Below are 26,937 nucleotides of genomic sequence, written 5' to 3' on the forward strand. Positions count from 1 at the left end.
TCAACTGATTTCATGTTTTAAGAGGATTGTTTCAAGACCATCATTATCAATAGCATAGACATACTTTGGTAGAAAAGGATCATAAGGATAGTCATAGTCAAAAACGATTAGTAAGTTTTTCTTTTTATCATGGTATTCAATAGAAAGATTATTTTTGCTATTTTTTACTAACGCGAAAAGCAAGATACGATCTAAAGGGAAGACCCCTTTTAAATTCTCATCAATGATGTGCCAGAATATATCAATAATTTCTGGTGGTATTGAGGTTGCTACACCAAAGCTTGCATATCGTTCTCGAGTGTTTTGAAAAGCCATAGCTATTTCCTTTCTAAATGATAAGTAAAGCACTCCGATGGGAGTGCCTGACTTTTATTAACGATTCTTCAGTTCAAGATAACGTTTGTACCAAATTTTGATATATGCTTTTGAGAAAGGTCCTTTTTCATGGTTAATCCAATCGACTAGGACTTTTACATTTTCTTTCAAAATGAAGTCAATATCAGGAGAATACTGCATTTTTTCTTTGTGAAGTTCATATTCATCCACATCTAATAATCTTTTCTCACCATCTGCAAATACTTTAACATCTAGGTCGTAGTCAATATATTTTAATGCTTCACCATCTAAAATAAAAGGACTAGCCAAATTGCAATAATAAGAAATTCCATTATCTCTAATCATTGCAATGATGTTAAACCAGTATTTCTTATGGAAGTAAATAATGGCTGGTTCTCTAGTGACCCAGCGCCGACCGTCACTTTCTGTGACTAGCGTGTGATCATTTACCCCAATCAAAGCATTTTCAGTTGTCTTTAGTACCATAGTGTCCCGCCAAGTGCGGTGCAAACTACCATCATGCTTATAACTTTGAATTGTAATAAAGTCGCCTTCCTTAGGTAATTTCATGCCTTACCAACTTTCTACAATTAAACTTATCTGATATATTCTATCACAAAAAAAGAATAAAATCACTCATTTTGAGTGACTTACAGGTATTCTCTTAAAGCTTGATTAATAGCATCAGAATCAAATCCTTTACGATAGAGTGCTTGAAAAAGTCTTTGTTGAAGTTCATAGCCGTCCCACTTTTTACTGAATTTGCGATACTGCTTTGTCAATTCTTTTGTTAATAGATGATTACTGAGCTCCTGAGCTTGTTCCAACTCGAGATCTCCTACAACGGCCCTCGCCAAATCATAGGAGAATCCCTTAGTAATAATGGATTGAATGATTTTATCTTTTAATGCTTTTTCGGGTAGTTTTCCTTGATATTTAGAAAGCAATTTTTTGACTAATTTTTCTACAAGAGGAGAATAATCATAATTAGTGAGGTACTGATCAATTAGTGATGGAGAGATCCCTTTTTGTAAAAGTTTTTGCTTTAGAACATGGGGGCCTTTATCCCCAGATAATATATTTTGTCTGAGATAAGTCTCAATATACTGAGTATCGTTAATCCAGTTATTTTCTTCTAAATCCTTGATAATACGGTTGATTGTGATTTTATCAATCTCATTTTTGTGAAGATAATCAATTACTTGCTTTTTAGTCCTAACTTGGAATGAAATGTAATAAAGGGCAAGATTTTTACCATGTGAAAATTGAGCGAATACTTTTATCTCATTTAGTTGCTCGGGACTTATCTCCATATCCTTGGATAGCATAAATTTAACAATAGTGTCTTCAGTAATATATAGTTTTTCACTATAATCCAATTCAAGTAGATAGAGCCGTTTTTTCTTTTCAATTTTGCTTATTTTCATATTAATCATTATAACAAATAAATGGTAAAATAGTAGAAAAGGATTTTCACTAACATTTTAAGAATTTCTAAGCAGATGGGAAAAGAGGTTATATGCAGGGGATCAGAGAAAAACAAAAAATTAAACTAAAGATAAAGCGAATGGGGATTAACGGTGAAGGGATTGGTTTTTATAAAAGGACCTTGGTTTTTATACCAGGTGCCTTAAAGGGAGAAGAAGTTCTTTGCCAAGTCATCTCAGTTAATCAGCGTTTTCTCTATGCTAGGTTAGTAACAATTCTTAAAGCCTCTAAAGATCGAGTTCAACCTCCATGTCCTATTTATGAAGACTGCGGAGGCTGTCAAATTATGCACTTAGCCTACCCTAAGCAGTTGGACTTTAAAGATGATGTTATTCGTCAGAGCCTTAAAAAGTTTCAGCCTCAGGGATTTGAAAACTTTACCATCAAGCATACTATTGGTATGGTTGAACCATGGCATTATCGGGCTAAATTGCAGTTTCAGACGAGATCGTTTGGGGGAAAGGTGCATGCCGGTTTATTTGCTGAAGGCAGTCATCGTTTGATTAGTATTGAAAATTGTTTAGTCCAAGATAGCACTACTCAAGCAATTATTAACGATATTGTCTGCCTGCTAGAGCGACATCGGATTCCTATTTATAACGAACGTCACATTGCCGGTTTACGTACAGTCATGATTCGAAAAGGTCAATCAAGTGGTCAAGTTCAACTTATTTTTGTAACAAGTAAAGAATTGCATATTGCTCCCTTAGTTAAAGAGTTAGTGGCTAACTTTGAGGAGATAAAGACAGTAGCTATTAATTATAATAGATCAAAAACAAGTGGTCTTTATGGTGAACGGACAGAAATCATTTGGGGCAAAGAGACAATCAATGAAGATGTCTTAGACTATAGCTTTGCTTTATCACCAAGAGCATTTTATCAATTAAACCCTCAACAAACAGAGGTTCTCTATTCAGAAGTTGTTAAAGCTTTAGAAGTTTCTGAAAATGATCAAATAATAGATGCCTATTGTGGTGTTGGCACAATTGGCTTTGCTTTTGCCAAACATGTGAAAAGTATACGAGGGATGGATATTATTCCAGAAGCAATTGCTGATGCAAAAAAGAATGCTAAAGCAATGGGCTTTACTAATACTTACTACGAAACTGGTAAAGCAGAAGATCTGATTCCCAAGTGGTACCAGGAGGGCTATCGGGCCGATGCTATTATTGTTGATCCGCCAAGAACAGGTTTAGATGAAAGATTATTAGAGACAGTAGTAAAGTATCAGCCTGAAAAAATGGTTTATGTCTCGTGTAATACCTCAACTTTAGCACGTGACTTGGTTACTTTAGCCAAGTTTTACCAAGTAGAATATATCCAATCAGTAGATATGTTTCCTCACACGGCAAGGACTGAAGCAGTGGTTAAATTACAAAAGAAATAAACAAGTCAGTCTAGGAGCACAATTGTGCTCTTTTTTGATTTTTTTAAGAATAAATATTCTTTAATAGGAATAATCTATCGAGAAAATATCAATATGCAAATAGTAAAATAATTATAAAACAGGATTCAAATAAATATTTATTAATAATATATGGATATTAACCAATAAATATCCATAAATAAGAAGAATAAAAATTATTATAAATAACGGGATAGATTTAGTTTGTTCAGTATTAACATAAAATGATAATAGTATCACTCTTTAGAATAGTTAAAAGATATGGAAGCGTTTGCAAAAAATCGTTCAAAATGATAAAATGATGGCGAAATAAGAAAAATGAGTAATTATTCTAATTTAGGAGGCCTATATGACTAAAATCAATTCTAGTCATTCAACTTATGCTGATAGAGTTATCAAAGGTTTGTCAGCATCATGCTTAATACTTTGTAGTCTTGCCTTAGCTCAACAAGCCAAAGCAGATGTTGTTTCTTTGAAGGAGCCCCTTGTCCCAACAAGTAGTCAAACTGCTCCTGCAAGCACTGCCACAGATGCATCTTTGACGGAAAATACGACAGTAGGAACAGAGATAGCAGTCCCGACACCCTCGGCAGCTATAGGGGATGAGGCTTCAATAAATCCTGAGGTCAACACAGAATCAGTAGCAACAGAAGCTAGTGTTAACGAGACAACTGCTCTTTCAGTTAGTTCTCAAGCCACTCCGAGCGCAACGACACAAGTTGAAAAGCCTCAAACTATCTATATGGATAAGTCTAATCAGGTTGATGTAACTGTGGCAACGGAGAGTCCTGTGACTTGGACAATTCCAAATTTGCCTGCTAATGCCTATGATATCAAAACAGGTCAGTTTTCTGGGCAACCAACAGTGACGGTAGAAAGTATAGCGACAACAGGTGGTACCACCTACCAAATTAAAATTGATCCACTTTTTGGGTCAGATCTAAGCCTGCGTTGGCCTAATAATATTCGTCGGACTTATCGTGACTATATGGGAACTTATAGCCTTCAAGGTATTAGTCAAGATGGCTTAACAATTATTACAAAAGAGCTGATCTTACGACCTTATGAAAGTTACCAAACTCATGAAGAGTTACTTAATACCTTAAAAGATGTTCAAGTAAATCATGCGGCGGATCGTCTTGTAGAAGTAGAAACTATTGGTAAAAGTGCTCTTGGTAATGATATCAAAATGGGTATTGTGGCAAAAGATCAAGCTACTCTTGATAAATATCTTAACCGCACAACACCAATGATGCTAATGCAGCCTGACCAAGCCTTAAAACTATTAGCTCAAGGAAAGTTTGATTACCAATTGCCTATTCTTATCAATAATACGCATGCGGATGAGCAACCAGGTATTGATATTGTCAGGGGACTTTTTGAAGCTTTTGCAAGACAAACAAGTATCGATTATCAAACCGTTGATGCTGATAAAAATCCCATATCGGTTAAAATTGATATTCCGGCTCTATTAGAAAAAGTTATCTTATTATTTGATTTTACGGAAAATCCAGATGGAGACATTGCTAATACACGTGCTCTCAATAATGGTTTAGACCCTAACCGAGACACCGGTTATCAGACAAATCCTGAAACACGTGCCATTGTTGAACAAATCAATAAATGGAACCCTATTGCAATTTTCGATGTGCATGGCTTTGTTAAGGAGTTTTTAATAGAACCATGTACACCACCACATGATCCCAACTTTGAATATGATTTATTTGATCATAGCTTAGTTGAGGGAGCGCGCGCCATGGGAAATGCGGGTATTACAAACTCGAATTATGATAGTTACATTATCCCAAAATTTGATTACGGTTCCGGCTGGGATGATTCATTCTCAGGATATACAGCAGTATATGGTCTCTATCATGGTATTTTAGGCCATACTATAGAAATTCCTGAAACTAATGAAGAGTCTTATAAAGCAGGATACTATGCTGTTTTGGCAGGTATTAATTATGATTTGCAAAATAGTGACCAGCTGATGAAGAATCGTTTAGCATTTTACTCACGTGGTATTCATAAAGCAGAGGTGGCTGCCGCTAACGATGAATTGGTTACAGTTGATGGGTCCGTTAAGGGGAGAATTAAAGATGGGCATACTAACTTTTTCCCAGATTACTATGTTATCTCAATGGAGCTCTCAACAGAAAGTGATACTGATCAAGCCTTTAAAATGATTGACTACTTCCGTCGTAATGGAGTCGTCTTGAGTCAATTGACTCAAGATGTAGCTGGTTATCATAAGGGTGATTTAGTGATTGATATGGCGCAAGCTAAAAGGGGCTATGCTAACCATGTTATGTATAAAGGTGCAAACGAGTCCGAATGGCCAGCAATGTATGCTGAACTTGTTATGAATTTCCCAGCGATGCGCGGTTTTAAAGCGGATGCTATTTACCAGTCAGGGTTATTTGCTGGTAAAATTGGTCATGTTACTTTAACAAGTGCTCCTAGGACAGCTCCAACTGATAAAGAGTATTACATTGTTTCTAATAATTCATTAGCAGCTGTCCAGGCCGTTAATGCAGCTTTAAAAGCTGGTAACAAGGTTTATCTAACTAATGACGGTTACGTCATGGATAAATTAACCTATGAAAGTGTTGTTGCAACCTATCCGTTATATGCTAAACCAACCTGCTTGAAACCAATTGGTCAAAGTCTAAAAGCATTAAGCGTCTATGCACCCGGTAATCCAAACGCTTCCTTAGGTTTCACATCACCTTCAGAAGTCAGCTTGGCTTTAAGACAGATGGGATTCAATGTTGTTAACTCGGCAGACCAAGCAGATGTTATTATTCTAGATAATGATCAATTTGATGCTAGTCTTCTAGGGAAGAAACCAATCATCGTCCTTGGTGGAGTGGCGATGGCTAAGCTGGAAAGTCTGGGAGTCTTACCTGGATTTGATGCAGCTATGACTAATGAAAAGGATGGAGGAAGTTATGAAGGTTTAATGAAGATTAACCTTGATGCAAATAGCCCTTATACAAGTGGTTATGGGGCACAGTCACTTTATTATGCTAATTCTGGTTCTTGGATTCAAGGAGTTCCTGTTGGCTTTATAAGCTTAGCTAAGATTTCACCAAGTGATTTCTATGTCTCAGGTTGGTGGCCACAACACGAAGGCTTGGCAAATAAAACGGTAGCTGTGAGTGGTATATTCCAAGGGCAACCAATGTTTATCTTTGCTGGTAATCCTGTTAATAAGACTCATACAATCAATTTTTATCGTTGGGTAAGTAATGCCATTTTTGGGACAAACCTAACAGCCTTTGTTGAAGGTGAATGTCATAGACCAGCTACAGATAATAATACGGTAGTACCAGTTTACCATCAAGATTCCAGATTCCTTGTTTACCAAGGGGAACAGGTGACTTCAGAAGTAGACACTATGGCAGCGAAAGCTACTACAAGAACATTACCAAGCTTAGCTGATGGAACTAGTAGTAAGAAAGAAAGTCAGCTCTTTTGGATTACTGGTTTGCTAGTAGCCAGCGGAGGGCTGTTTGCAGCAGTTAAACGTCGCAAAGACGAATAATAAGCCCTTATTTAAAGTAGGAAAGAAAGACAATAAGTAAACGATAAAACAAAGCCTATCTCTAAGCAGATAGGCTTTGTTTTTTATACGACTCTAAAATATATCTAAGTCTCAGCTAACTGAATCTGCTGTTTCAAAAAATTAGAAAATTGCTCTGCTTTTAACTTAGCAATAGTATCTTGTAACTGTCTGGTATTGGCTTCAAGATTATTATGTGAAAAGTCCAGGATTGGAATTCCAGAAATGATTTCTTGTTCAATAAAAGGAATAAGCTGATGGCTGGTCACAATTAAATGAGGGTTAATATCAGCAATCTGATAAATATCATCTGTTAAAAGATAATAAGAGTGGAAACAAACATAATCTGAGGAAAAACGGTTGGCGATAAAATCAGTGAGGGTCATAGAACTAGTAAAATCAGTAGATAAAAAAACGAGTTGTAGAGGAGATTGGTAACTCTTCAAAAAAAGTTCCAAATGATTACAAAAGAGATTTAGGTGACGTGTGTTGACCTGCACTGCTTGTTTAATATCTTTTTTCCATTTTTTGACAATCTTAAAAATAGCTTCTTTAAGTAAACTATTTTCCGAGCAATAATTTGAAAGAAAATAATTTTTTTCAGGAATAAATGGTTCTAATTGATAGATGTGATCTTTAGCGAAGGCTAATACAATTCTTAAAAATTCTTTTTCTTTATTTTGGGGAACATTAAATAGTTTTTTTAAAGGATTCAGCAGTAACTGGAAATTATCATTCTGTTCAAAAATGGAAATATAAAAATCAACTTCTTCCTTAGTCCATTCTTGACTGGCAAAAGAATTGTTAGCAAGGATATAGATCAGGAAAAGGTAATCAACATCAGAAGTGCTAAAAGAAAGGTGCATCTCTTTTTCAATAGTGGCAGTAACAGTTTCCGATATCTTTTGATAAATAAAGATTTGTTTTAGCTCAGTGAAAATATCTGATTGAGGGAGACATACTTGATAATCAAATCGTTTCCAAGATAAGGCTAGTAAAGTATTGTAAAATTGGAAGGAATGTTCAAGTAAGTTTGAAAATTTTAAGCTAGAAGCACTGTTAGTAATGAATTGGTTGATAAGGTAAAAATCTTCTTGTGTAAATTTATAAATGATGATGCCAAATTTAGATTGTAGAAGAGCAATCAGGAAACGAATCCGATATTCATCACCTCCAATGAGGTTTTTGTTTAAGGTTAAACCTATTTCCTTTAAAAAGGGCCGTATGGCTTCTCGCATACGATAAGCAGAGGCATTTGAAATGAAAGAGCGTTCAGCAAAATAAGTTAAGGGTTTTTGATTGTCTTTATTCAAAAGTAAAAAACGTAAGAGTTGTAAGATGTTAGATTGAGCGTAGAGATCAAAAAGATAGTGATCCTTTAATTCCTCATTATAAGTAGTGGTAACAGCTTGGGGAGTAACCTCAATCTTAAGATTTTGGGGGAATTGGTCATTTAACTCTTGACAATACTGTTTGATGAGATTGTAAGACAATTTAGTTTTAGTCAGAAGGTCTGGTACTAAAAATTCCTTCTTATCTAAAAACATAGTTAGGAGTGTTTTTTTATCTATAATCGGTTTTTCTAAATAATGTTCTAGCAAATGATTCCCTCACATATTATCAACAGCAAAAAGTACCTAGGTTTTTAAATAAGGCCATTATAAATCATTCACTGTGAGAAATCAACTATTCGCTATAGGAAAGGGAGTAAGCGTTTTTTTCTCATTTAACCAATTAGGAATACTTTTTTTTGAGAAAAAAATAAGGAAAAGTTACTAGAAAAATGAAGAAAGACTTGTTATGATTATAGACATTGTCAGTCATAAATCACTAACTATTAAGAAATACTAAATGATATATTTTTGGGGAAAAATATAGTCTTCTTTTACTTGTAAAAGCTCCTTAGTTTTCTAAAAAAGTAGTAACACTTAAGACAATGTAATGAGAGAGAGAGAAAACTATGTGCTTTTTAAAAAATAATTATCGCTACGCTTTACGGAAAACATCTTTTGGACTTTTATCAGTTGCATGGCTAAGTTTTTTTCTAGTAACCAATCAAGTATCTGCTGATGAGATATCTTCAAATGTAGCTAATAATACTTCTAGCCAAGTACTTGCCAACGATTCGATTAAAGACTTAGAAGTAGCACTTAATCGTTCAAATGACGTTAAGAGTTTAGAAGAAAAATATCAAGCAGAAGGCTTCCAAGTAAGTCTTACTGAAGATGAGATATCTTATCCTGGTGCTCATGCGGCTGAAAAAATAGCAACTGAGATTAATCAGACCTATGATCAACAACAAAAACAAATAGAAGCAGAAGTAGCTAGTTATAATGCGAAAGTAGCTGAGGAAGAAGCTAAGCAAAAGCAGTATCAAGAAGAGCTTGCTCTTTATCAGGAACAGGTAAAGGAAAAAGCACGAATTGAAGCGGTTAATGACCAGAAAAAAATTAATTACCAGAATGCTCAAGAAGCCTATATAGAAGCTGAAAAAAATCTGGGTGAGGAATACCAATTTACAAATGAGGATAAAAAAACAGTTAGTAATGGTAATAGTAACCCCTTAAAACTTTATGGGGAATTAGACCAAGAAAAGAAAAATAGTATTGATTACTATAAGGGCTTAAAAGTTAAAGCCGATTTAGATGCCTTAGATGCTCATTCTTTACAAGAATCAATTACTTGGAATAAAAATACCACTTTTGAAAAAGTAAATGGTAACTTCAAAGTCAGTACAGGTACGGAGCTAAAAGACGAAACAAAACGTATTAGTCATACTATTAAATTAACGGGCTATAACATTAATGATTCCTTTGTCTTAAAAAATGTTGGGAAGATTGAAACAGGTGATAGACTGGATTTAAAGGTTACTATTACCAAAATTGGAGAAGGTTATGGTCAGAAAAAAGATGATGGTAGCTATACCGTTGAACAAGCTCTTTACATAGGTAAAGAGTTTGAGAAGCTTAAAGAAGCTTCAGGCTCTATCGAATTTATCTATCGAAATCATAAGGATATGGGCTTTAAATTTGAATTTTTGGTAAACAATAAGCCAACGAAAATTCTTATCACTCAAGTTATTGGTGATATTGATCTCGGACAAAAAATTCAATTTGATTTTGGTAAGGATGGTAAGAAACTTTTTTCAGTGCCTCAGGACTCAAAAATTACAAATAATAATGAAACGTTTACGTCAGCTGCTAACTTTAATGTTCAAAACTTTGATAAAACCCCAGAGGGAACCATGTTAGCTGTAGGTGTAGGAACTGAGATGAATTATCACCATTTCACTGAGGCAAGTTACTATCAATATACTAACAATAATTATGAAGTATTATCACAGTTAACAGAAGCGGAATTTGACAAGGAAAAACTTGCTCTAATGGCTGGAACAAGTACAGCAGCTCCGGGACAAAAGCGGGTTGGAGGAATCCTTTTTTCTTTATTTGGTAATTCAGTTAAGTTAAATGAGGTTGTTAAACCAGAACCCCCTACTTATGAACAAGTCTTGGAGCCACAAGTACCAACACCACCAGAAAAAATAACTATAGAAAAACCTAAACTTAGTCTGAAAAGTTTTAGATTAGTTCCTATGTTAGAAGCAGAGACTGCTTTTGATATTGAAACTGGAGATTGGCCTAAAGAAAACTTAAGTGATCCAAGCTTACCAGAGGACCCTATCATAAATGACAGTCTTCTGCCAACAGAAGATGACGGCCAAGTCAATATGAGTGAGATTGAACTTATCTTTGGTAATAGTGACTTTATCGATGTTTTTGAAGACACAGCAACAGAAGTGATAGGCGGTTCGAATTCTGGAGCTCTCTCTATTCAAGAAAATAGCGATCCTATTTATGAAGAAACATATGATTCCGAGCCAAGTCTTGAGTTAGGACAAAGCTTCTTAATTGAAGAATCAGAAGACACACAATTTGATATAAATGGTTTCTTAGGCGATGAGGTCATTGAAGAAGACACTGAAATCCCAGTTTATCAATCTGGACAACAGTCAGACATTATAGAATTTAGCGAAGATAGCCAACCTGTTCTGACAGGCTTCTCAGGCGATGAGGTCATTGAAGAAGGTAGTCAAGTTCCAGTTTACCAATTTGGGATGCAGACAGAAGTCATAGAGTTCAGCGAAGATAGCCAACCTGTTCTGACAGGTTTCTCAGGCGATGAGGTCATTGAAGAAGACAGTCAAGTTCCAGTTTATCAATTTGGGATGCAGACAGAAGTTATAGAGTTCAGCGAAGATAGCCAACCTGTTCTGACAGGTTTCTCAGGCGATGAGGTCATTGAAGAAGACAGTCAAGTTCCAGTTTACCAATTTGGGATGCAGACAGAAGTCATAGAGTTCAGCGAAGATAGCCAACCTGTTCTGACAGGTTTCTCAGGCGATGAGGTCATTGAAGAAGACAGTCAAGTTCCAGTTTATCAATTTGGCATGCAGACAGAAGTTATAGAGTTCAGCGAAGATAGCCAACCTGTTCTGATAGGTTTCTCAGGCGATGAGGTCATTGAAGAAGACAGTCAAGTTCCAGTTTATCAATTTGGCATGCAGACAGAGGTTATAGAGTTCAGCGAAGATAGCCAACCTGTTCTGACAGGTTTCTCAGGCGATGAGGTCATTGAAGAAGATACTGAAAGACCGATTCATCACTTTGGAATGCACTTAGAATCAATTGAATTCAGTGAAGATAGCCAACCTGTTCTGACAGGTTTCTCAGACGATGAGATCATCGAAGAAGATAGCATTATTCAAGAAGAAAAACTTGTTACAAAACAGAGTCAAAGTGAAGATAAAAATCATTTTAATAAAGCAAATAACCAAGCAACGCAAGTGGTAAAAACAGAAAAAGTTAATTTGCCAATGACCGGAGAAAAAGCGGAATCTAAGTTGGTAGCATTGATTTTTATAGTCATGAGTTTAGGTGGTCTTCTTAGCCAAACTTTTAAAAATCGTCAGTCTTAAAACCTGTTTTAGAACTGTTGAAGTTTACCTTTTCAAGCACTAGTAGCTTTGTTGACTTAAATTAGGGCCTTAATAGGTGTAAAGTTAGGTATAGATATTAAAAAGGAAGTTGTAGTCATTAAGACAACTTCCTTTTTTGATAAACAATTATAAGTAGTAGGAGCTTTATTAAACTTACTAATAAATTTTGGTATAATGAATTACGTAGAGTTCAAAGATAAGAAGATGGAGAAATGATGATAGTGTCTCTCTTTTATCCGAAGCTTTTCAAGCAAGATAGCCGTAATAAAAGTTTGAGTTTTCAGTGGGCAGAACAACCTGTTTTGAAGGAGGGATTGATAACATCTATAAGTATTATTACTTGACTTCAGGAAATTCGAAATTAGGGGCTATCTGTTGAAGTTTGGCTACCGATTCCTTTAATTTGGAATTATTTTTCTTTGAGAAAAATACCTACCTCGCTAATAATTACAAGAACAAGCAAATAATATATTTTTTAGATTGATAAGGAGAGACATTATGACCAATCCAGAAAAACAAGCCCCTATCATGCGCCTCTTTGAGTTAGAGCCAATTCCATCTACTAGGAAAACTTTCCAGAAAGTTGGGAAAGACAATCTTTTACAAGCTATTAACAAAGAAGAAGGAACTTTGGTTATGGTTACTTGTTATCATGAAAATTCAAATCAGCAAGTGGTTTTTGAGGTTTATCAGAATGAAGCTGCCTACCGGCAACATATCCAAACAGACCACTTCCAAACCTTTTTAGATTATGCTAGTGATGGCTTAAAGAGTCCTAAAGTTGTTATACTGCAAGCAGAGTTGCTTTGTGAAAAAGCTGAAAAGAAATTCTTTGAAAATGCTTCTACATTACATATTCGCTTAGCTAAAATAAGTTTAGATCCAGAAAATGCTGCTATCTTCAAGGATATCTTAAATCAAGAAATGCCCACTTCAATTGCTAAAGAAAGCGGTGTTTTAGCCCTTTTTTGTGGCCGGAATTTAGAAGATTTGAGTCAATGGTATTTTTTCGAAGTTTATCAAAATCAAGAAGCTTATCAGAAGCATATTGAGAGTGAGCATTTTAAAAAATACCTCAAAGATTCAGCTGAAATCATCCTAACTAAAGAACTTGAGATTTTGGATGGAGATATTTTGGTTAGCCAAGGCAAGGCACAGTATTTATCATAAGAAAATAAGCTTTTGTGTGATGTTAGGAGTCTAGTTAACATGCCAAGATAAATAGCTCAGCTGTTGTTAGTTTTTAGATGTCTAATTTAGCTAGTAGAAAGGTTTTAACCCCATTCGGAATTTTGCACCTAAGATAAGGGGGATAAATAGTCCATTTAATCTATTTCTAGGAAAATCTTGTCACTAAAAAATGAACCCAGTCATGAATAAGTAAATATACTTTTCAGAATTAGAAGAGGAACCTAACTATAGAAAATGAGCCTTTCAATCAAGATTGGCTCATTTGTTCGATATGGTAATGCTTGGAAACGTAGTTGATAAAGTCTTGTATGGCTGGAGCATGTGTTGTGCTGTTTAGGTAAGCCATATAATAGTAACGGGAGTTTTTTAGGGCATTTACCTCAATGATGTCGACATCTAATGTCTTTAAAAATTCTAATTTTGGCAGAATAGCAATACCGAAATTTTGAGCAACTAAACCTGCAATCGTTTCATCCTCTTCAATTTCAAAGGTAATATTAATCTGGTTTTTATAATTTTTGTACAGTTCTTCAATTACTGGTCGAACACCACTTTTCTTTGAAAACCAAATTTGTGAATAGGGAAGTGTATCTTCTAAAGTTACCTCTTCTAATTTTGTTAGCTCATGGTTTTTTGGAACAACAATAACCATATCTTGTATAGCAATAGGAATAAAAGTAATTTGGGGGTTGCTCTCAATTTTAGAACAAAAGGCTAAATCATATTTACCATCTGTTAGCCCTTTAAGCAAATCCGCAGTCATTCCGCTATCATTGTAAAAAATAAAATTAGCTGGGGATTGGGGATATTGGGTAAGAAACTGTCGCGTTAGGTTTGGGACAATACGGTGACTTAAAATACGTAGTAAGGCAATATTAATATCAAGTTTGTCTTGGCTGATTGCTTGAAGATGTGATACGCTTTGATCAATAATCTTTAACGCTTTTTGAATATCTTTTGCGAATCTTCTACCATTAGTTGTAAGTACAATATTACGTCCTTGCTTTTCAAAAAGTTGTAGTCCTAGCTCATTCTCAATCATTGTAATAGCATGACTTAAGGTTGGTTGTGTAATATGTAATTGTTCAGCAGCTTTAGTATAATGCTCTACACTTGCAAGCGTAATAAAATATCTTAGATGTTGTAAATTCATAATCAACTCCCCGTAATGTTTTTCTTATTCTATCATGAACTATAAATTTTTTCTATGGAAAGCCTTTCAAAATTCAATTGGATTTTGTGATTTCTTTAACTTATAATGAGTTTGTAACTGAATGTTAAAAAATTAACAAACTTTTGGGAGGATGTAGAATGTCACAAGAATCACCAATTACTATTAGTTCCTGGACCTTAGGAGATACTTGTCGCTTTGAAGATCGGGTTAAGGCAGCCAAAAATGCAGGATATCAAGGCATTGGACTTCGCTCAGAAACCTATGTTGACGCCTTAAATGAAGGTTTAACAGATCATGATATTTTAACAATTTTAGATAAATATGATATTAAAGTAACTGAAGTTGAATATATTGTTCAGTGGGCAGAAGAAAACCGTTCCTATGAGCAGAAATATAAGGAACAGATATGTTTTCACATGTGTCGACTTTTTGATGTTGCTCATATCAACTGTGGTCTTATGGAAAGTTATTCTATTGATTACACAGCTCGAAAATTAAAAGAACTTTGCGAGCGTGCTGGTGACCTAATTATAGGTGTTGAACCGATGCCATATAGTGGACTTCCTGATTTTGATAAGGCTTATGCTGTTGTTGAAGCCTCTGGTTGTGATAACGCCATGTTGATCCTTGATACTTGGCACTGGGTTCGGGCTGATCAACCTTATCGTCAACTCACAGCTAAACAAGCAGCAAAAGTTGTTTCTATTCAAATCAATGATGCCTATGAACGACCATATGCGTCAGCAATTCTCCGAGATGAGTCAATGCATGATCGTTTAGCACCGGGAACAGGAGTCAAGGACACTGTTGGTTTTATTAATATGATTAAGGAAGCAGGCATTCGGCCTAAAGTTATAGGTGTTGAAGTGATTTCAGATGCTATTTTGGCTCAAGGTTTAGATTATGCTTCTCGATATACATATGAAAATACGGTCAAGGTTCTTGAAGAAGCTTGGCCAGAGCAATTATACTAATGAGTTTGTTGATTTTTTAACAAAAGTAAGTGAAAGAAATAATTTACGATATAATAGAAAGATAGGTGGAAAATGACGGAAGAATGGTTAGGCCTAGATGGAAAGGTTGCAGTCGTTACAGGAGCAGTTGGAGGTATGGGGAAAACAATTGTTCAAGAATTTGCTAAACAAGGTGTAAATATTGTCCTCCTCGATATTAAAGAGAATGACTTAAATGTTTATGCTGAAGAAATAAGGACGACTTATGGTGTTGATACTTTAGCCATTGTGACTGATTCTACATCAGAAGAAGCAGTTGAAAATGCAGTGAGGAAGACAGTTGAAAAATTCGGTCGTGTTGATATTTTAGTTAATACAGCCGCTATGCTACGAGCATGCCCGCTTGAAGACTTACCTTTGGAAGAATGGCGGCAAACGGTAGATATTAACTTAACAGGTTATTTCCTAGTATCGCAACGGTTTGGTCGTCAAATGATTAAACAGGGAAAAGGGAATATGGTTCATGTATCAACGATTGCTTCTGTGTTTCCTGAGACCTACTCTGCAGCTTATAGTTCAACAAAAGCGGGTGTAAATATGATGTCTCGTCAGATGGCAGCAGAGTGGGGTCAATTTGGGGTGCGTAGTAATTGTATTCAGCCATGTTTTGTTAAAACGCCGTTATCTGAAGCTTTCTATGCTGATCCAGATGTAGAAAAAGGTCGTAAGGCTTTAACTGCAAACAAACGGATTGGCAATACTATGGATATTGCTAATGCAGTACTTTATCTTGCAAGTGATCGTTCTGATTATACAAATGGACATGAATTACGTGTTGAAGGTGGTTTTGGCATTATGATGGGGGATCAAACTCCAAAGCCAGGCGGTCGCCGTCATTATGCAGAGAAAGAACATAAAGCTTATCTTGAAAGAGTCAAGGGAAATAGCTAATAAAAGCTAGAGGATTATTAGGATTATCTTTAAAAAGGGGAACTTATGTTTAAAAACAATAAATACAATTTTACTGCGATTTTGCTCTGGATGACCTATTTCTGTCATGGTATTCAGGCTATTATCATTTCACAAAATGCTAACTTCTTTGCAAATAAATGGGAAGTAGAAGCAGCAGCAGTTTTCGCAGTTATTGCTTGGACTGGTTTAGGAAAAATCTCTTTCTTAACTTTTTCTGGACCACTTTCGGATAAAATTGGCCGTAAACCATTGATTGCCTTAGGTTTATTTGGTTATGTTATTATGTTTGGTTCATTTTTAGTGGCAACAAACCTTTGGATGGCTAATATTCTCGCTTTTATTGGTGGAGCAATGACCTCACTTTATGATGGTGCTATTAATCCAGCTTTATTTGAAATGTATCCTGAAAATAAGTCAACGGCATCAATTTTTAGTAAGGCATTCATTTCGGTTTCTTCAATGCTTTACCCATTATTTGTAGCTTACTTAGTAAGTCATAAAATGGCAATTGAGATTGGTATTATTGTTCCCTTTGTTCTTAGTATCCTAGTTTTAATTGGTGTTCTTATTTCGAGGTTCCCTGATAATGATATTCGTAAAGAGCAAAATGTTTCTGCCAGTGAAGCAATCAAAATCTTAGAAGCTAGACAAAGTACTGATCACGTTGTTACAAGTTCTAAAGTATCTCCAAATAAAAAAAGTGCAAATTTTGCTATAGATGGTGTTGTTCTGTCTGCTTTTGCTTTTACCATTTACTCGACTTTTTACTTGTTTCAACAAGCCTCTAAATTGTATGCTCAAAATGTTATTCACATGTCAGAAACAAGTGCAGCAGCTGTGACTTCTTATTATCAACTTGGTGGTTTGATTGCGACAATTGTCTTTGCTTTTTTGATGGCTCGTGGCATTCGTGATATTGCATTACTCGTTATTAGTCCAATTTTTGCAGGATTAGCAGGTCTTCTGGTTTACTTTATTCCAACTGCTGCTACATTAACTTTTGCTGGTATCATTATTGGATTCTTTGCGGCTGGAGGACTCTTACAAATGGGGAATGCAGTTTTAAACCAATTCTTTGATAAAAACAAAGGTCGTAATACAAGTATTTATTATTTTGTAATGGCTCTAGGTTCCTATATTGTTCCAATGCTAGCTTCCAAATTAATTGCGGCAAATCGTGCAGATTTGATTATGTTATTTGTATCACTTTGTGGATTTGCTTCTGCAGCCTTAATGATGTTTGCTGGAAAACGTTATGGCCATATTTTTGGAGTATCAGTCTTCTCTAACACAACAAAGACTGAAAGGAACTAGATAAAAGAGAGGATAATGATTTTCTCTGTAATTGATAAAAATATATAAGGAGTATCATTCAATGAAAAATAAGTATGTGCCGACTATTGGCGCACTTTATATTAACTATATTTTTCAAGGAATCGCTGCAATTATTATTTCACAGAATATGGCTGTATTGGAAGGAAGATGGCAGGCTTCTATTAGTCAGATTACTTTAGTAATCAGTGCCATTGGTTTTGGTCGTATTCTAAGTGTTAATATTGCCGGTTTGATTTCAGATGCTCTCGGTCGGCGAAAAGCAGTACTTCTGGGAGTTTTAGCCTATATTATTTTTTATCTAGGTTTAGTTTTTGCTAGTAATTATATGATTGCATTTATATTTGCCATCTTTGCTGGTATTGGTAATTCTTTTTTAGACACAGCTACTTATCCCGTGGTTGTGGAAGCTTTTGAGGAGCATAGTAGTAATAGTGCCCTAAGTGTACTGAATAAGGCTTTTATCTCTATCGGCCAATTTTTACTGCCCATTATCACTAGCTTTTTATTACGTCATCATTTCTATTTTGGATGGACTTTCATTGCTTCTAGTTTGTTTTTAGTAGTCAACACTTTCTTTATTTTTAAGTTACCGTTTCCTAAATATCAAAAAAATAAGGCAACTGAACCTGTTGTAGACGCTGAATTTTCAACAGAAATTAAACCTTTATGGAATCAGTCTAACTTTGCGATTGAAGGTCTTTGCCTATTAATCTTTTCACTTGTTTCTGTTTCCCTATTTAACATTTTTATTATTTGGATTCCAAGTTTTGCGGAAAGTGCTATCGGAATAGCAAGAACAACGAGTCTCATGTTTGTCAGTCTGTACAGTATTTTTTCCTTTGTTTCAGTTTTTATTACATCTGCTATTGTTAAGCGTGGAGTAAATGTGTTATCATTTATGATTTTTTGTACTAGTATGTCAGCACTCGCGATTATGGGCATGTTAGTAATGCCAAACATTTATAGCTTAGTGTTTGCAACATTTTGTATTGGATTCTTTGCAGCTGGTGGCATATGGCAATTAGGATTAGCAACGTTACTCGACTTTTTCCCACAAAGAAGAGGACTTGTAACTAGTTACTATTCCCTAGCTACATCGGTATCTGTAATGGGCTCTCCTTATATAACAGGTATTCTTGCAGAGAAGAGAGTTGCATTAGTATTTTATTTAGTAGTAGCATTAGCAGTGTTAGGAAGTATTGCATTATCAATTGTTGCTTATCGTTATAAAAAAGTTTTCTTATCAGAAACAAACATTATTAGTATTCATTAAAAAGAGAGGTATTATTATGTCAGAACGTTTATCAGGTCATACATTACTTATTTCCTTAATTGCAACACCCATACGCCATAGTCTGTCACCTAAAATGCATAATGAAGCTTTTGCTAAATTGGGGTTGGATTATGCTTACCTTGCTTTTGAAGTAGGTAATGAGGAACTAGCAGATGCGGTTCAAGGAATCCGTGCTTTGGGAATTCGTGGTTCAAATGTGTCCATGCCAAATAAACAAGCGATTATTCCTTATCTTGATGAGATTTCACCTGCTGCAGAACTTGTAGGAGCAGTAAATACGGTAGTCAACAAAGATGGTAAAGGTCACTTGGTAGGGCACATTACAGATGGAACAGGGGCAGTTCGTGCTTTAGCAGAAGAAGGTGTTGATATTAAAGGTCAAATTATTACTTTAGCAGGAGCGGGTGGCGCAGGCACTGCAATTGCTGTCCAACTTGGCTTAGATGGTGCTAAAGAGGTCCGTATCTTTAATCCTAAAGATGCTGCCTACACTAATGCAGAAAAGACTGTGGAAAAACTTAATAGCAAAACAAATACTAAAGCTACAGTGACTGATTTAGCAGATGACGAAGCTTTCAAAAAGTCAATTGCTGAATCTTCTATCTACATTGATGCAACCGGTGTTGGTATGAAACCGCTTGAGAATCTTAGTTTAATAAATGATCCAGAAGTTATTCGTCCAGATTTAGTTGTCTTTGACGTGGTTTATAGCCCAGCTGAAACAAAATTATTGAAGTTTGCAAAAGAACATGGCGCTAAAAAAACTATTAATGGTTTAGGGATGATGCTTTATCAAGGTGCCGAAGCCTTCAAATTATTCACAGGTGAAGAAATGCCAGTAGAATACATTAAGGATCTTCTTTTTAATGAAGAAAAATAAAGATTTTCAAAAGAACAGTGAGGTTTGTCTTACTGTTTTTTTTGCTATTTAAAATGGTTTGTTCTATGGATAACCTATAAAATTTATCTATTGATTCACAAAAAAAGATGCATTAGATTTAGGAAAATTCTCATGCTATACTTATAGTGAAAAACATCACATTTTCTCTACTTAATTGTATTGGAATATGTCAGAAAATTAAAAATGAAAGTAAAATTTGAGAAAGGTAAACGTATTAAATGGTAAAAACAGTTTCAGTTGGGGATATAACAATTGGCCAAGGTCTACCTAAAATTATCGTGCCCATCGTCGCTAAAAGTGCAGAAGCTATTATCCAAGCTGCCAAAGAAATCAGTCACATTGATTGTGATTTTGTAGAGTGGCGAATAGATCATTTTGAAGAAGTCATGAACTTTGTAGCCGTTGCAGACTTATCCAAAGTAGTGAGAGAACTTCTGGGAAAGCCACTTTTGGTAACCTTTAGAACGTACAAAGAAGGAGGGGTTAGTCCTTTAATCAATAAAAGTTATTTCGAATTATACGAAACATTAATTGAAATAGGGAAACTGGATTTATTAGATGTTGAATTGTTTATGCCTGAAGAAGGGGTTCAAAACATAATCAAAAAGGCACATGACAAGGACATTAAAATCATTATGTGCAATCATGATTTTGATAAGACACCTAGTCAAGAAATTATTGTTGAACGTTTAAGAAAGATGGAAGAAAAGGGTGCTGATATTTGTAAAATTGCTGTAATGCCTCAAAGCAGTCAGGATGTACTAACGCTTATGAAAGCTACCATTCAAGCACGTGAAGAATTACAACAACCTTTAATTACTATGTCAATGGGATCATTAGGTATGGTAACGCGTATTGCTGGTGAAATGCTTGGCTCCACAGCTACTTTTGGAGCTCTACAGGAGATATCAGCTCCAGGGCAAATTCCAGTAACCTTACTACGAGAGATTTTAAGGACATTTAGAGGAAATTAAGAAAAGGATAGGACATGACGAGAGAATTACTTAATCATTTGACATTACCCAACGGTTTAACATTAAAAAATCGGATTGTGATGGCTCCAATGACGACACAATCAGCCTATTTTGATGGTAGTGTGACTGAAGAACTTATTAAATATTACGCAGAACGATCAGGAACAGCTGGAACAATCGTTGTGGAAAGCGCCTTTGTCGAAGATAAGGGACGTGGATTCTTTGGTGCACTTGGTATCGATCATGATGATAAAATTGAAGGATTGAGTCGCATTGCAAAAGCAATTAAGAATAAAGGTTCAAAGGCACTCATTCAAATTTACCATGCTGGACGTATGGCTTGGCCAGAGATGAATGGAGGGGCAAAACCTATTTCTGCGTCAGCAGTTGCTGCCCTTCGTCCTAACGCACCTGTTCCTAGCGAAATGACACATCAAGCTGTTCTGGAAATGATTGAGCAGTTTGCGGAGGCAGTTCGTCGCGCTATCAAGGCAGGCTTTGATGGTGTTGAACTACATGGTGCAAATACTTATCTTTTGCAGCAGTTTTTCTCTCCACACTCAAATCGTCGTCAAGACACTTGGGGTGGCAGCCGAGAAAAACGAGCTAAATTCCCCAAAGAAGTTTTAAAGGCTGTCCGTGCGGTTCTTGAAGAAGAAGAGACAAAGGATTTTATCATAGGCTATCGGTTCTCCCCTGAAGAATTAGAAGAACCAGGGATTCGTTTTGAGGACAGTATGTATCTTCTTAACTCTTTAGCCGAAGTAGGTCTAGATTATGTTCATTTCTCAATGAGTGATTACCTAAGAACATCTATCGTCGACACTAATGATATAGAACCACTTATTAGCAAGTATCATGCTCTGAAATCAGAAAGCTTAGCTACTGTGCCAGTAGTAGGTGTCGGAAGTATTTTACAAAAAGCTGACGCAGAAGAAGCATTAGAAGTTGGTTATGATTTAGTAGCAGTAGCAAAAGGTTTTCTAGTGCAAAATGACTGGGCACAGGCAGTCATGGGGGATCACCTTATCCCAGCATTTGCAGATGTTAACGATCGTGAAAAATTGGTGATTCCAACCCCTTTATGGAAGTTTATGGATGATACTTTCTTTTTAGTAAAAGATACACTTGCGGAAGCCAAAAAGGCAGAGCGGCTAAAAGGACTGATGACTAAACCTTTAGAGTATAAAGCTGGACAATATCGAGTGATGGCACATGGGCACAATAGTGAACTTCCAATGAAGGTAAGCTTTAGCGACACTGCAATCACCGCAATTGAAATTGATAGTGCTGGGGAATCAGCTGGTCTATCGGATTTAGTTTTTGAAAAAATGCCAAAACAAATTATTGATTTCCAAACCTTAAATGTTGATGCTGTCTCAGGTGCATCTTCAACTAGTCAAGGTGTTATTGATGGAGTCTCAGCAGCAGTTTTAGAAGCTAGTGGCCAGGATGCAGTAGATGTCTTGAAAGCTCGGCCAAAACCTACTGTGGTTCGTTCAACAGAAGTAATTGAGGAAGAGACAGATGTTGTTGTTGTGGGTGGTGGCGCGGCCGGAATTGCTGCTGCTTTGCGGGCAGATGAACTTGGCTTCAATGTAACCCTAATTGAAAAACTAAGTTTTATTGGTGGTGCTATATCTGTCTCTGGTGGAAATCAAGTTGTTATGGGGTCAAGACTTCAAAAAGAAGAAGGCGTGATAGATGATACTCCTGAACTCATGTATGAAGATTTCATGGAAAATGGAAATCATAAAAATATTCCAGAACTCTTATCCCTATTGGCGGAAAATGTTGGTCAAGCTACGGATTGGGTTCACGATTATATTGGTGTTCAATACGATAAGGGCTTGCATGTCTTAGCTGAGTATCGTAAAGACAGAGAATTAGCTTATTCTCACGGAGGTCATGGCTTCGCTGACACTGTTCGCACTAAAATGGCAGCATCAGGGGTCACCTTACTATTACAAACAAAAGCAGAGAAACTCTTACATGACAATCAAGGAAATGTAACAGGTCTTGTTGCGGTAGAAGAAACTGGAAAAACTCACCGTATTAGAACAAAAGGCGTTATTCTGACTACAGGTGGCTATGGTAATAACAAAGCTCTTTTAACTGATGAGCTTAAAGATGTTCTTTTCTATGGGACAAGCTCTTCAATGGGTGAAGGTCTTCTTATGGCACAAGTGCCAGAAATTGATGCGGCAAGCCGATTAATGGCCTATGGTAAAATCTATCCCAATGGAGTGGAAGTGGCACCAGGATATGCTAAATCAACCATTGGTGGGAACTTAGTTGTTCTTAAGGAAAATGGTTTATTAGTCAATACTGATGGTCGGCGCGTGGTTAACGAACGTGCTAGTAACCACGATATCTTAGAAGTTTTAATGGAACAACAAACCAAATTACTTTACTTATTGTTAGACCAAAATCATTTTGATATTTTCCGTAAGGAAATTGCTGAAGGAGGAATTTCAGAAGCAGAAGTAGCATCATGGCTTGAAGCAAATGGCCAAACAAGACCATATCTCTTCCATGCAGATACTTTAGAAGAACTGGCTGAATTAGCTGGTATGGACTCTAATAGTTTAGCTGAAACAGTTGCTCGTTATAATACTTTTGTTGATAATGGAGAGGACTTAGACTTCCATAGGGAAGAACGCTTTCTCCAAGAAAAAGTTGGGCAAGGTCCTTATTATATGATTGAACAACGTCCACGTTTTGCGACAACCATGGGTGGCTTAGTGGTTAATGATAAACTTGAAGTTGAAAATAATAAAGGTAATGTGATTCAAGGACTTTATGCGGCAGGAGAAGTTGTTGGTGGTGTTATGGGAACAGACTCACCATCAGGAGCTAATAACGCTTGGGCATTGACATCTGGTAAACTTGCAGCAGAAAATTTAGTAGCAAATAATTAACTCGTTTCCTCTAATTAAAAAGTTCAGGTGACTCTGTCATTTGAGCTTTTTAATTCTCTTTTTCAAGTGTAGATGTTATAACAGGTATCTCATTTAATCTTAAAAGGAATGTAGGGGTATGTTGAGTGGTGTATTTTCACAGCTACTATTAGTGCACTAGTAATTGTTGCTGATTTTCTTCTAACCACCTTTTCTTCCTGATGAAGGCTCATTCTGTCAGCAAAGCTTAAGAAAAGCTTAATTCAAGTCATTTTTAGAAATCTTTTCTGGTAATAGATTAGTTTTTTTGCTATGCTATGACTTAGAGAAAAATTTTACATCTAAAAAGGGAAGTTATGTTTACTGATTTTATTAATACCATTTTGACCAACTATGGTCTCTACGCTTTTGCTATTATTTTTGTTATTATTTTTATAGAGACAGGTTTAGTCTTCTTCCCTTTTTTACCTGGGGATTCCCTCTTATTTATGACAGGAGCTTCTATTGCTAAAAGTGGTTATAATCCGATTCCTTTTATTATTTTGTTGGCTAGTGCGGCGATAATCGGCGATTATGTTAACTATAGCCTTGGGAAAAAATATGGTTTGTCATTACGGAAAGTGCCGTTTTTGGGGAAGTTTATTAAGGATAGTCATATTGCAGAGACAGAACAGTTTTTTGTTAAGTATGGTAATCTTGCGATCTCATTAGGGCGTTTTGTTCCCATTGTTCGTACCTTTATTCCTTTTATCTCAGGTATTGGACGTATGGATCAAAAGCAATTTTTAATTTATAACTGTATTGGTGGTCTTTCTTGGGTGCTTATTGGAATTTTAGCAGGCTTTTTCTTTGGTAGCATTCCATTTGTTCAAACTCATTTTGAAATGATAATGTTAGCTATTATTTTCATATCTATATTACCCATCATTTTTGTAGCTATAAAACGTCATCTTAATAATAAATAGAAAGAAAGGCTAGTGATAGCCTTTCTTTTTATTCTCTTATTTGTCAACAATGAAAACCTTTTCTAAAAGGCTTGACCTAGACTTTTATTTTATTTACAATACCAGTAAAAATAGGAAAGAGGAAAAGTCTATGGATGCTTATGAAAAATTAGCAACTTATCTAAAAAAAGAAGGGATTGCTTACGATGTTGTTGAACATCCAGCTGTTTTTACAACGGAGGAGGCAGACCGTTATATTGAAGGCTATGAAGGAGTAAGAACCAAGTCCATGTTTTTAACCAATAAGAAGAAAACAAGTTACTATTTAGTAATCATGGATGATGCTAAGTCATTAGATATGGATTCTTTTAAAGATATAGTTCATACTAATCGTATTAGAATGGCTTCAGTAGAGAGCTTACAGCAAAAAATGGGGCTAACTCCAGGCTCTGTTTCCCCATTTGGCCTTTTAAATAATCAAGAAAAGGACATTCAAGTTTACTTTGATCAGGATATTTTAGGTAAGCCAGTTCAGACTTTCCATCCAAATGACAATACAAAGACAATCTTTGTCAAAACTGAGGATATTATACATTTTATTGAGAACTTGGGTTTTGAGGTACATAAAGTCATATTGTAGGCCTTGAAATAAAAACACGAGGCTAAGCCTCTTCGTCATTATTAGCGGAGTGATTTGCAATAGTCAAATGAGCGCTCGATTGGAAGTAAAAAGAAACCTTTACTTAATAAAGTTATTTTTATAAGGATTGCTATTATCAAGCATATAATGTAATATTTTTGGAGTTATTATTATGTTATGATTTGAAATAATTTAAAATAATTAATATAATATAATAAAAGGCAATGATTTATCATGCCCAGAATAGTCATGAGTTGAGACTCTTGTCAATATTTTGGCGTGATAATATAACTAAAATTCCTAATTAATAGGTTTAATATTGGAAACTAGAAAGTGAGGAAATAAGAGTGAAGACGAGGAGAAAACCAATTTATCTTTCGTTAGTGGCCCTATTAGTGACAGGTGCTGTATTGACTGCGTGTACAGAGGTTTCTAAAAATAAAGGAACGAGTACAAAAATGGAACATCAAGTAGCTAAAAAACCAAATTTTAGCACATATGTGGATAAGGTTAGTGAGTTAGTTAAGCTGAATTGGCCATCTATGGATAAGGTGTGGCCTACTTATAATTATAATAAACATAATTTCTTAATCTTTTATGTTAATGACGAAGGTGATGTGAAAGAAGCTAGATTGTTAAATGTCAAGGAGAATAGAAAACTCAAAAAAGAGGAATATAAACAAATTCCTGCTCCAACTCCACAAGGTTATATTAACGTAAAATTTCAGGATAAGCAGTCTATTGCTATGAGTGTGGATGATAGAGTAATGGAAGCTAAAGACTCCGTTCAAGAATTATATAAAACAGCAACACATGAAATGGTTCATTTCTATTATCAAGGGGAAATAAAAGCATCAAGTAATGCGGATAGAAATCAGATATACCCTATTGAAAGTGGGCCAAGGATTGCCAGAAGAATGCTCTATAGTCGTTTAATACAGGCTTTTGAAAACCCTGAAAAACAAGACGATTACCTAGCTAAAGCTAAATATTGGTTAGAAAAGTATCATACTGAGTTTAAAAAGGAAGCTGATGGTATAAGGGTAACAGATATTGCTGAAGGTACTGCAAGGTATACAGAAAGTCTAGGTAGCTTTATTGGTAAGAACTTATCTAAAGCAGATTCTCGAAAAGAAGCAGAAAAACTTATTAAAAAAGATAAGATTTTTATAGCTGCAGATAAAGAAAGCTATGAAATTGGCTATGTTGCTGCTCTTATTCTAGATGAAAAAGATCCAAATTGGAAAAATAGTTTCTATTCAAAAAATAAAGGGATAGAAGAAGTGTTGTTGGAAGGTATTACTGCCGTGCCTGACAGACCTGATAACAAAATTGAGACAAGGATCACAAAAAAAGTAACAAAGACTAACAAAGATATCAAAGTTAAATTGAAGGATATTGTTGCAGCAAACAAAGATACAGCTATTCCATTCCTTCATTTAGATGTCTCTAAAGGATCTAAAAGTTTTACTGCTCAACAGATGTTTAGTTATCAAAATATGCCTGTTATGTCAGGATATAGCAATCGATTTAATGTGAATAATAAAGCGATAGAGATCAAAAACATAGCTATTCTCAGTGGCTATAATCAGGTAAAACAATACATTAGAATACCTTTAACTGGAAAATATGAAATCAAAAATGGTAAGCTAACTATCAAATCAGATTCTCTTAACATTCCTGGTATTCCTGTTGAGGTCTCTACAGAAAATGGCCGAACTATCTATAGTGCAGAAATACAAGATTAATTAAGGTTATTTGAATATTAACTGTTTACTGATAATAGTTTGTAGAAGCCTGAAGTTTTAGTTTTGTTTATGTTTATATCACTAGATTTTTGAGAAAGTCAAAGGCCGAGCTAGCCTCAGG

The 26,937-nt window shown here is 35.5% G+C and carries 19 protein-coding genes; 14 read left to right on the plus strand and 5 right to left on the minus strand.

Features of this window, described 5'->3' with window-relative positions:
• The 3 genes from DQM45_RS02225 to recX all read right to left on the minus strand — a co-directional run bounded on the left by DQM45_RS02225 (nucleotide 1) and on the right by recX (nucleotide 1,763).
• On the minus strand, nucleotides 1-315 hold the full coding sequence (locus DQM45_RS02225; protein ID WP_003084098.1) for a DUF960 domain-containing protein: 315 nt from the start codon (nucleotides 313-315) through the stop codon (nucleotides 1-3).
• Nucleotides 316-372: 57 nt separating this feature from the next.
• A complete protein-coding gene (gene ntdP / locus DQM45_RS02230) occupies nucleotides 373-906 on the minus strand; it encodes a nucleoside tri-diphosphate phosphatase (RefSeq protein WP_003085242.1) in 534 nt (177 codons plus the stop codon).
• Between the two features lie 80 nt (nucleotides 907-986).
• Nucleotides 987-1,763: a recombination regulator RecX gene (gene recX / locus DQM45_RS02235; protein ID WP_039984989.1), complete on the minus strand. Its 777-nt coding sequence runs from the start codon at nucleotides 1,761-1,763 to the stop codon at nucleotides 987-989.
• A gap of 92 nt (nucleotides 1,764-1,855) precedes the next feature.
• Here recX and rlmD point away from each other — a divergent pair, with 92 nt between their 5' ends.
• Nucleotides 1,856-3,211, plus strand: coding sequence for a 23S rRNA (uracil(1939)-C(5))-methyltransferase RlmD (gene rlmD, locus DQM45_RS02240; protein ID WP_003084294.1), 1,356 nt, complete (start codon nucleotides 1,856-1,858; stop codon nucleotides 3,209-3,211).
• Between the two features lie 367 nt (nucleotides 3,212-3,578).
• On the plus strand, nucleotides 3,579-6,776 hold the full coding sequence (locus DQM45_RS02245; RefSeq protein WP_003083403.1) for a M14 family metallopeptidase: 3,198 nt from the start codon (nucleotides 3,579-3,581) through the stop codon (nucleotides 6,774-6,776).
• 104 nt (nucleotides 6,777-6,880) lie between these two features.
• Here the strand turns inward: DQM45_RS02245 and DQM45_RS02250 are convergent, their stop codons facing one another.
• Complete coding sequence (locus tag DQM45_RS02250) at nucleotides 6,881-8,395, minus strand: helix-turn-helix domain-containing protein (protein ID WP_003084495.1); 1,515 nt, start codon at nucleotides 8,393-8,395, stop codon at nucleotides 6,881-6,883.
• Nucleotides 8,396-8,754: 359 nt separating this feature from the next.
• Here DQM45_RS02250 and DQM45_RS02255 point away from each other — a divergent pair, with 359 nt between their 5' ends.
• Together DQM45_RS02255 and DQM45_RS02260 are read left to right on the plus strand one after the other, a co-directional pair.
• A complete protein-coding gene (locus DQM45_RS02255; protein WP_003085217.1) occupies nucleotides 8,755-11,769 on the plus strand; it encodes a fibronectin binding protein in 3,015 nt (1,004 codons plus the stop codon).
• A gap of 519 nt (nucleotides 11,770-12,288) precedes the next feature.
• Complete coding sequence (locus tag DQM45_RS02260; protein ID WP_003084235.1) at nucleotides 12,289-12,960, plus strand: putative quinol monooxygenase; 672 nt, start codon at nucleotides 12,289-12,291, stop codon at nucleotides 12,958-12,960.
• 268 nt (nucleotides 12,961-13,228) lie between these two features.
• Here DQM45_RS02260 and DQM45_RS02265 read toward each other — a convergent pair whose 3' ends face one another.
• Complete coding sequence (locus DQM45_RS02265; protein WP_003086098.1) at nucleotides 13,229-14,134, minus strand: LysR family transcriptional regulator; 906 nt, start codon at nucleotides 14,132-14,134, stop codon at nucleotides 13,229-13,231.
• 158 nt (nucleotides 14,135-14,292) lie between these two features.
• Between DQM45_RS02265 and DQM45_RS02270 the strand changes: the two genes are divergently transcribed.
• From DQM45_RS02270 to DQM45_RS02315, 10 genes are all read left to right on the plus strand, one after another.
• A complete protein-coding gene (locus tag DQM45_RS02270; RefSeq protein WP_003084055.1) occupies nucleotides 14,293-15,129 on the plus strand; it encodes a sugar phosphate isomerase/epimerase family protein in 837 nt (278 codons plus the stop codon).
• 72 nt (nucleotides 15,130-15,201) lie between these two features.
• Entirely contained in the window at nucleotides 15,202-16,059 is an 858-nt protein-coding gene (locus tag DQM45_RS02275; RefSeq protein WP_003084354.1) for an SDR family NAD(P)-dependent oxidoreductase, read from the plus strand.
• A gap of 45 nt (nucleotides 16,060-16,104) precedes the next feature.
• Nucleotides 16,105-17,394: an MFS transporter gene (locus tag DQM45_RS02280; protein ID WP_003082987.1), complete on the plus strand. Its 1,290-nt coding sequence runs from the start codon at nucleotides 16,105-16,107 to the stop codon at nucleotides 17,392-17,394.
• 61 nt (nucleotides 17,395-17,455) lie between these two features.
• Nucleotides 17,456-18,688: an MFS transporter gene (locus DQM45_RS02285; protein WP_003085014.1), complete on the plus strand. Its 1,233-nt coding sequence runs from the start codon at nucleotides 17,456-17,458 to the stop codon at nucleotides 18,686-18,688.
• A 16-nt stretch (nucleotides 18,689-18,704) separates the two neighbouring features.
• Nucleotides 18,705-19,589 carry a shikimate dehydrogenase gene (locus tag DQM45_RS02290; protein ID WP_003085369.1) on the plus strand — a complete coding sequence of 295 codons (885 nt, stop codon included), beginning with the start codon at nucleotides 18,705-18,707 and terminating at the stop codon, nucleotides 19,587-19,589.
• 239 nt (nucleotides 19,590-19,828) lie between these two features.
• Nucleotides 19,829-20,584, plus strand: a complete 756-nt coding sequence (gene aroD / locus DQM45_RS02295; RefSeq protein WP_003083798.1) for a type I 3-dehydroquinate dehydratase — start codon at nucleotides 19,829-19,831, stop codon at nucleotides 20,582-20,584.
• Between the two features lie 14 nt (nucleotides 20,585-20,598).
• Nucleotides 20,599-23,505, plus strand: coding sequence for an NADH-dependent flavin oxidoreductase (locus DQM45_RS02300; protein ID WP_003085297.1), 2,907 nt, complete (start codon nucleotides 20,599-20,601; stop codon nucleotides 23,503-23,505).
• 335 nt (nucleotides 23,506-23,840) lie between these two features.
• Entirely contained in the window at nucleotides 23,841-24,449 is a 609-nt protein-coding gene (locus tag DQM45_RS02305) for a VTT domain-containing protein (protein WP_003083665.1), read from the plus strand.
• A 130-nt stretch (nucleotides 24,450-24,579) separates the two neighbouring features.
• Nucleotides 24,580-25,068: a prolyl-tRNA synthetase associated domain-containing protein gene (locus DQM45_RS02310; RefSeq protein WP_003085755.1), complete on the plus strand. Its 489-nt coding sequence runs from the start codon at nucleotides 24,580-24,582 to the stop codon at nucleotides 25,066-25,068.
• Between the two features lie 395 nt (nucleotides 25,069-25,463).
• Nucleotides 25,464-26,816, plus strand: coding sequence for a hypothetical protein (locus DQM45_RS02315; RefSeq protein ID WP_241761060.1), 1,353 nt, complete (start codon nucleotides 25,464-25,466; stop codon nucleotides 26,814-26,816).
• Nucleotides 26,817-26,937: the final 121 nt, after the last annotated feature.

Origin of the sequence: Streptococcus porcinus (assembly GCF_900475415.1) — a bacterium.
GTDB lineage: Bacteria > Bacillota > Bacilli > Lactobacillales > Streptococcaceae > Streptococcus > Streptococcus porcinus.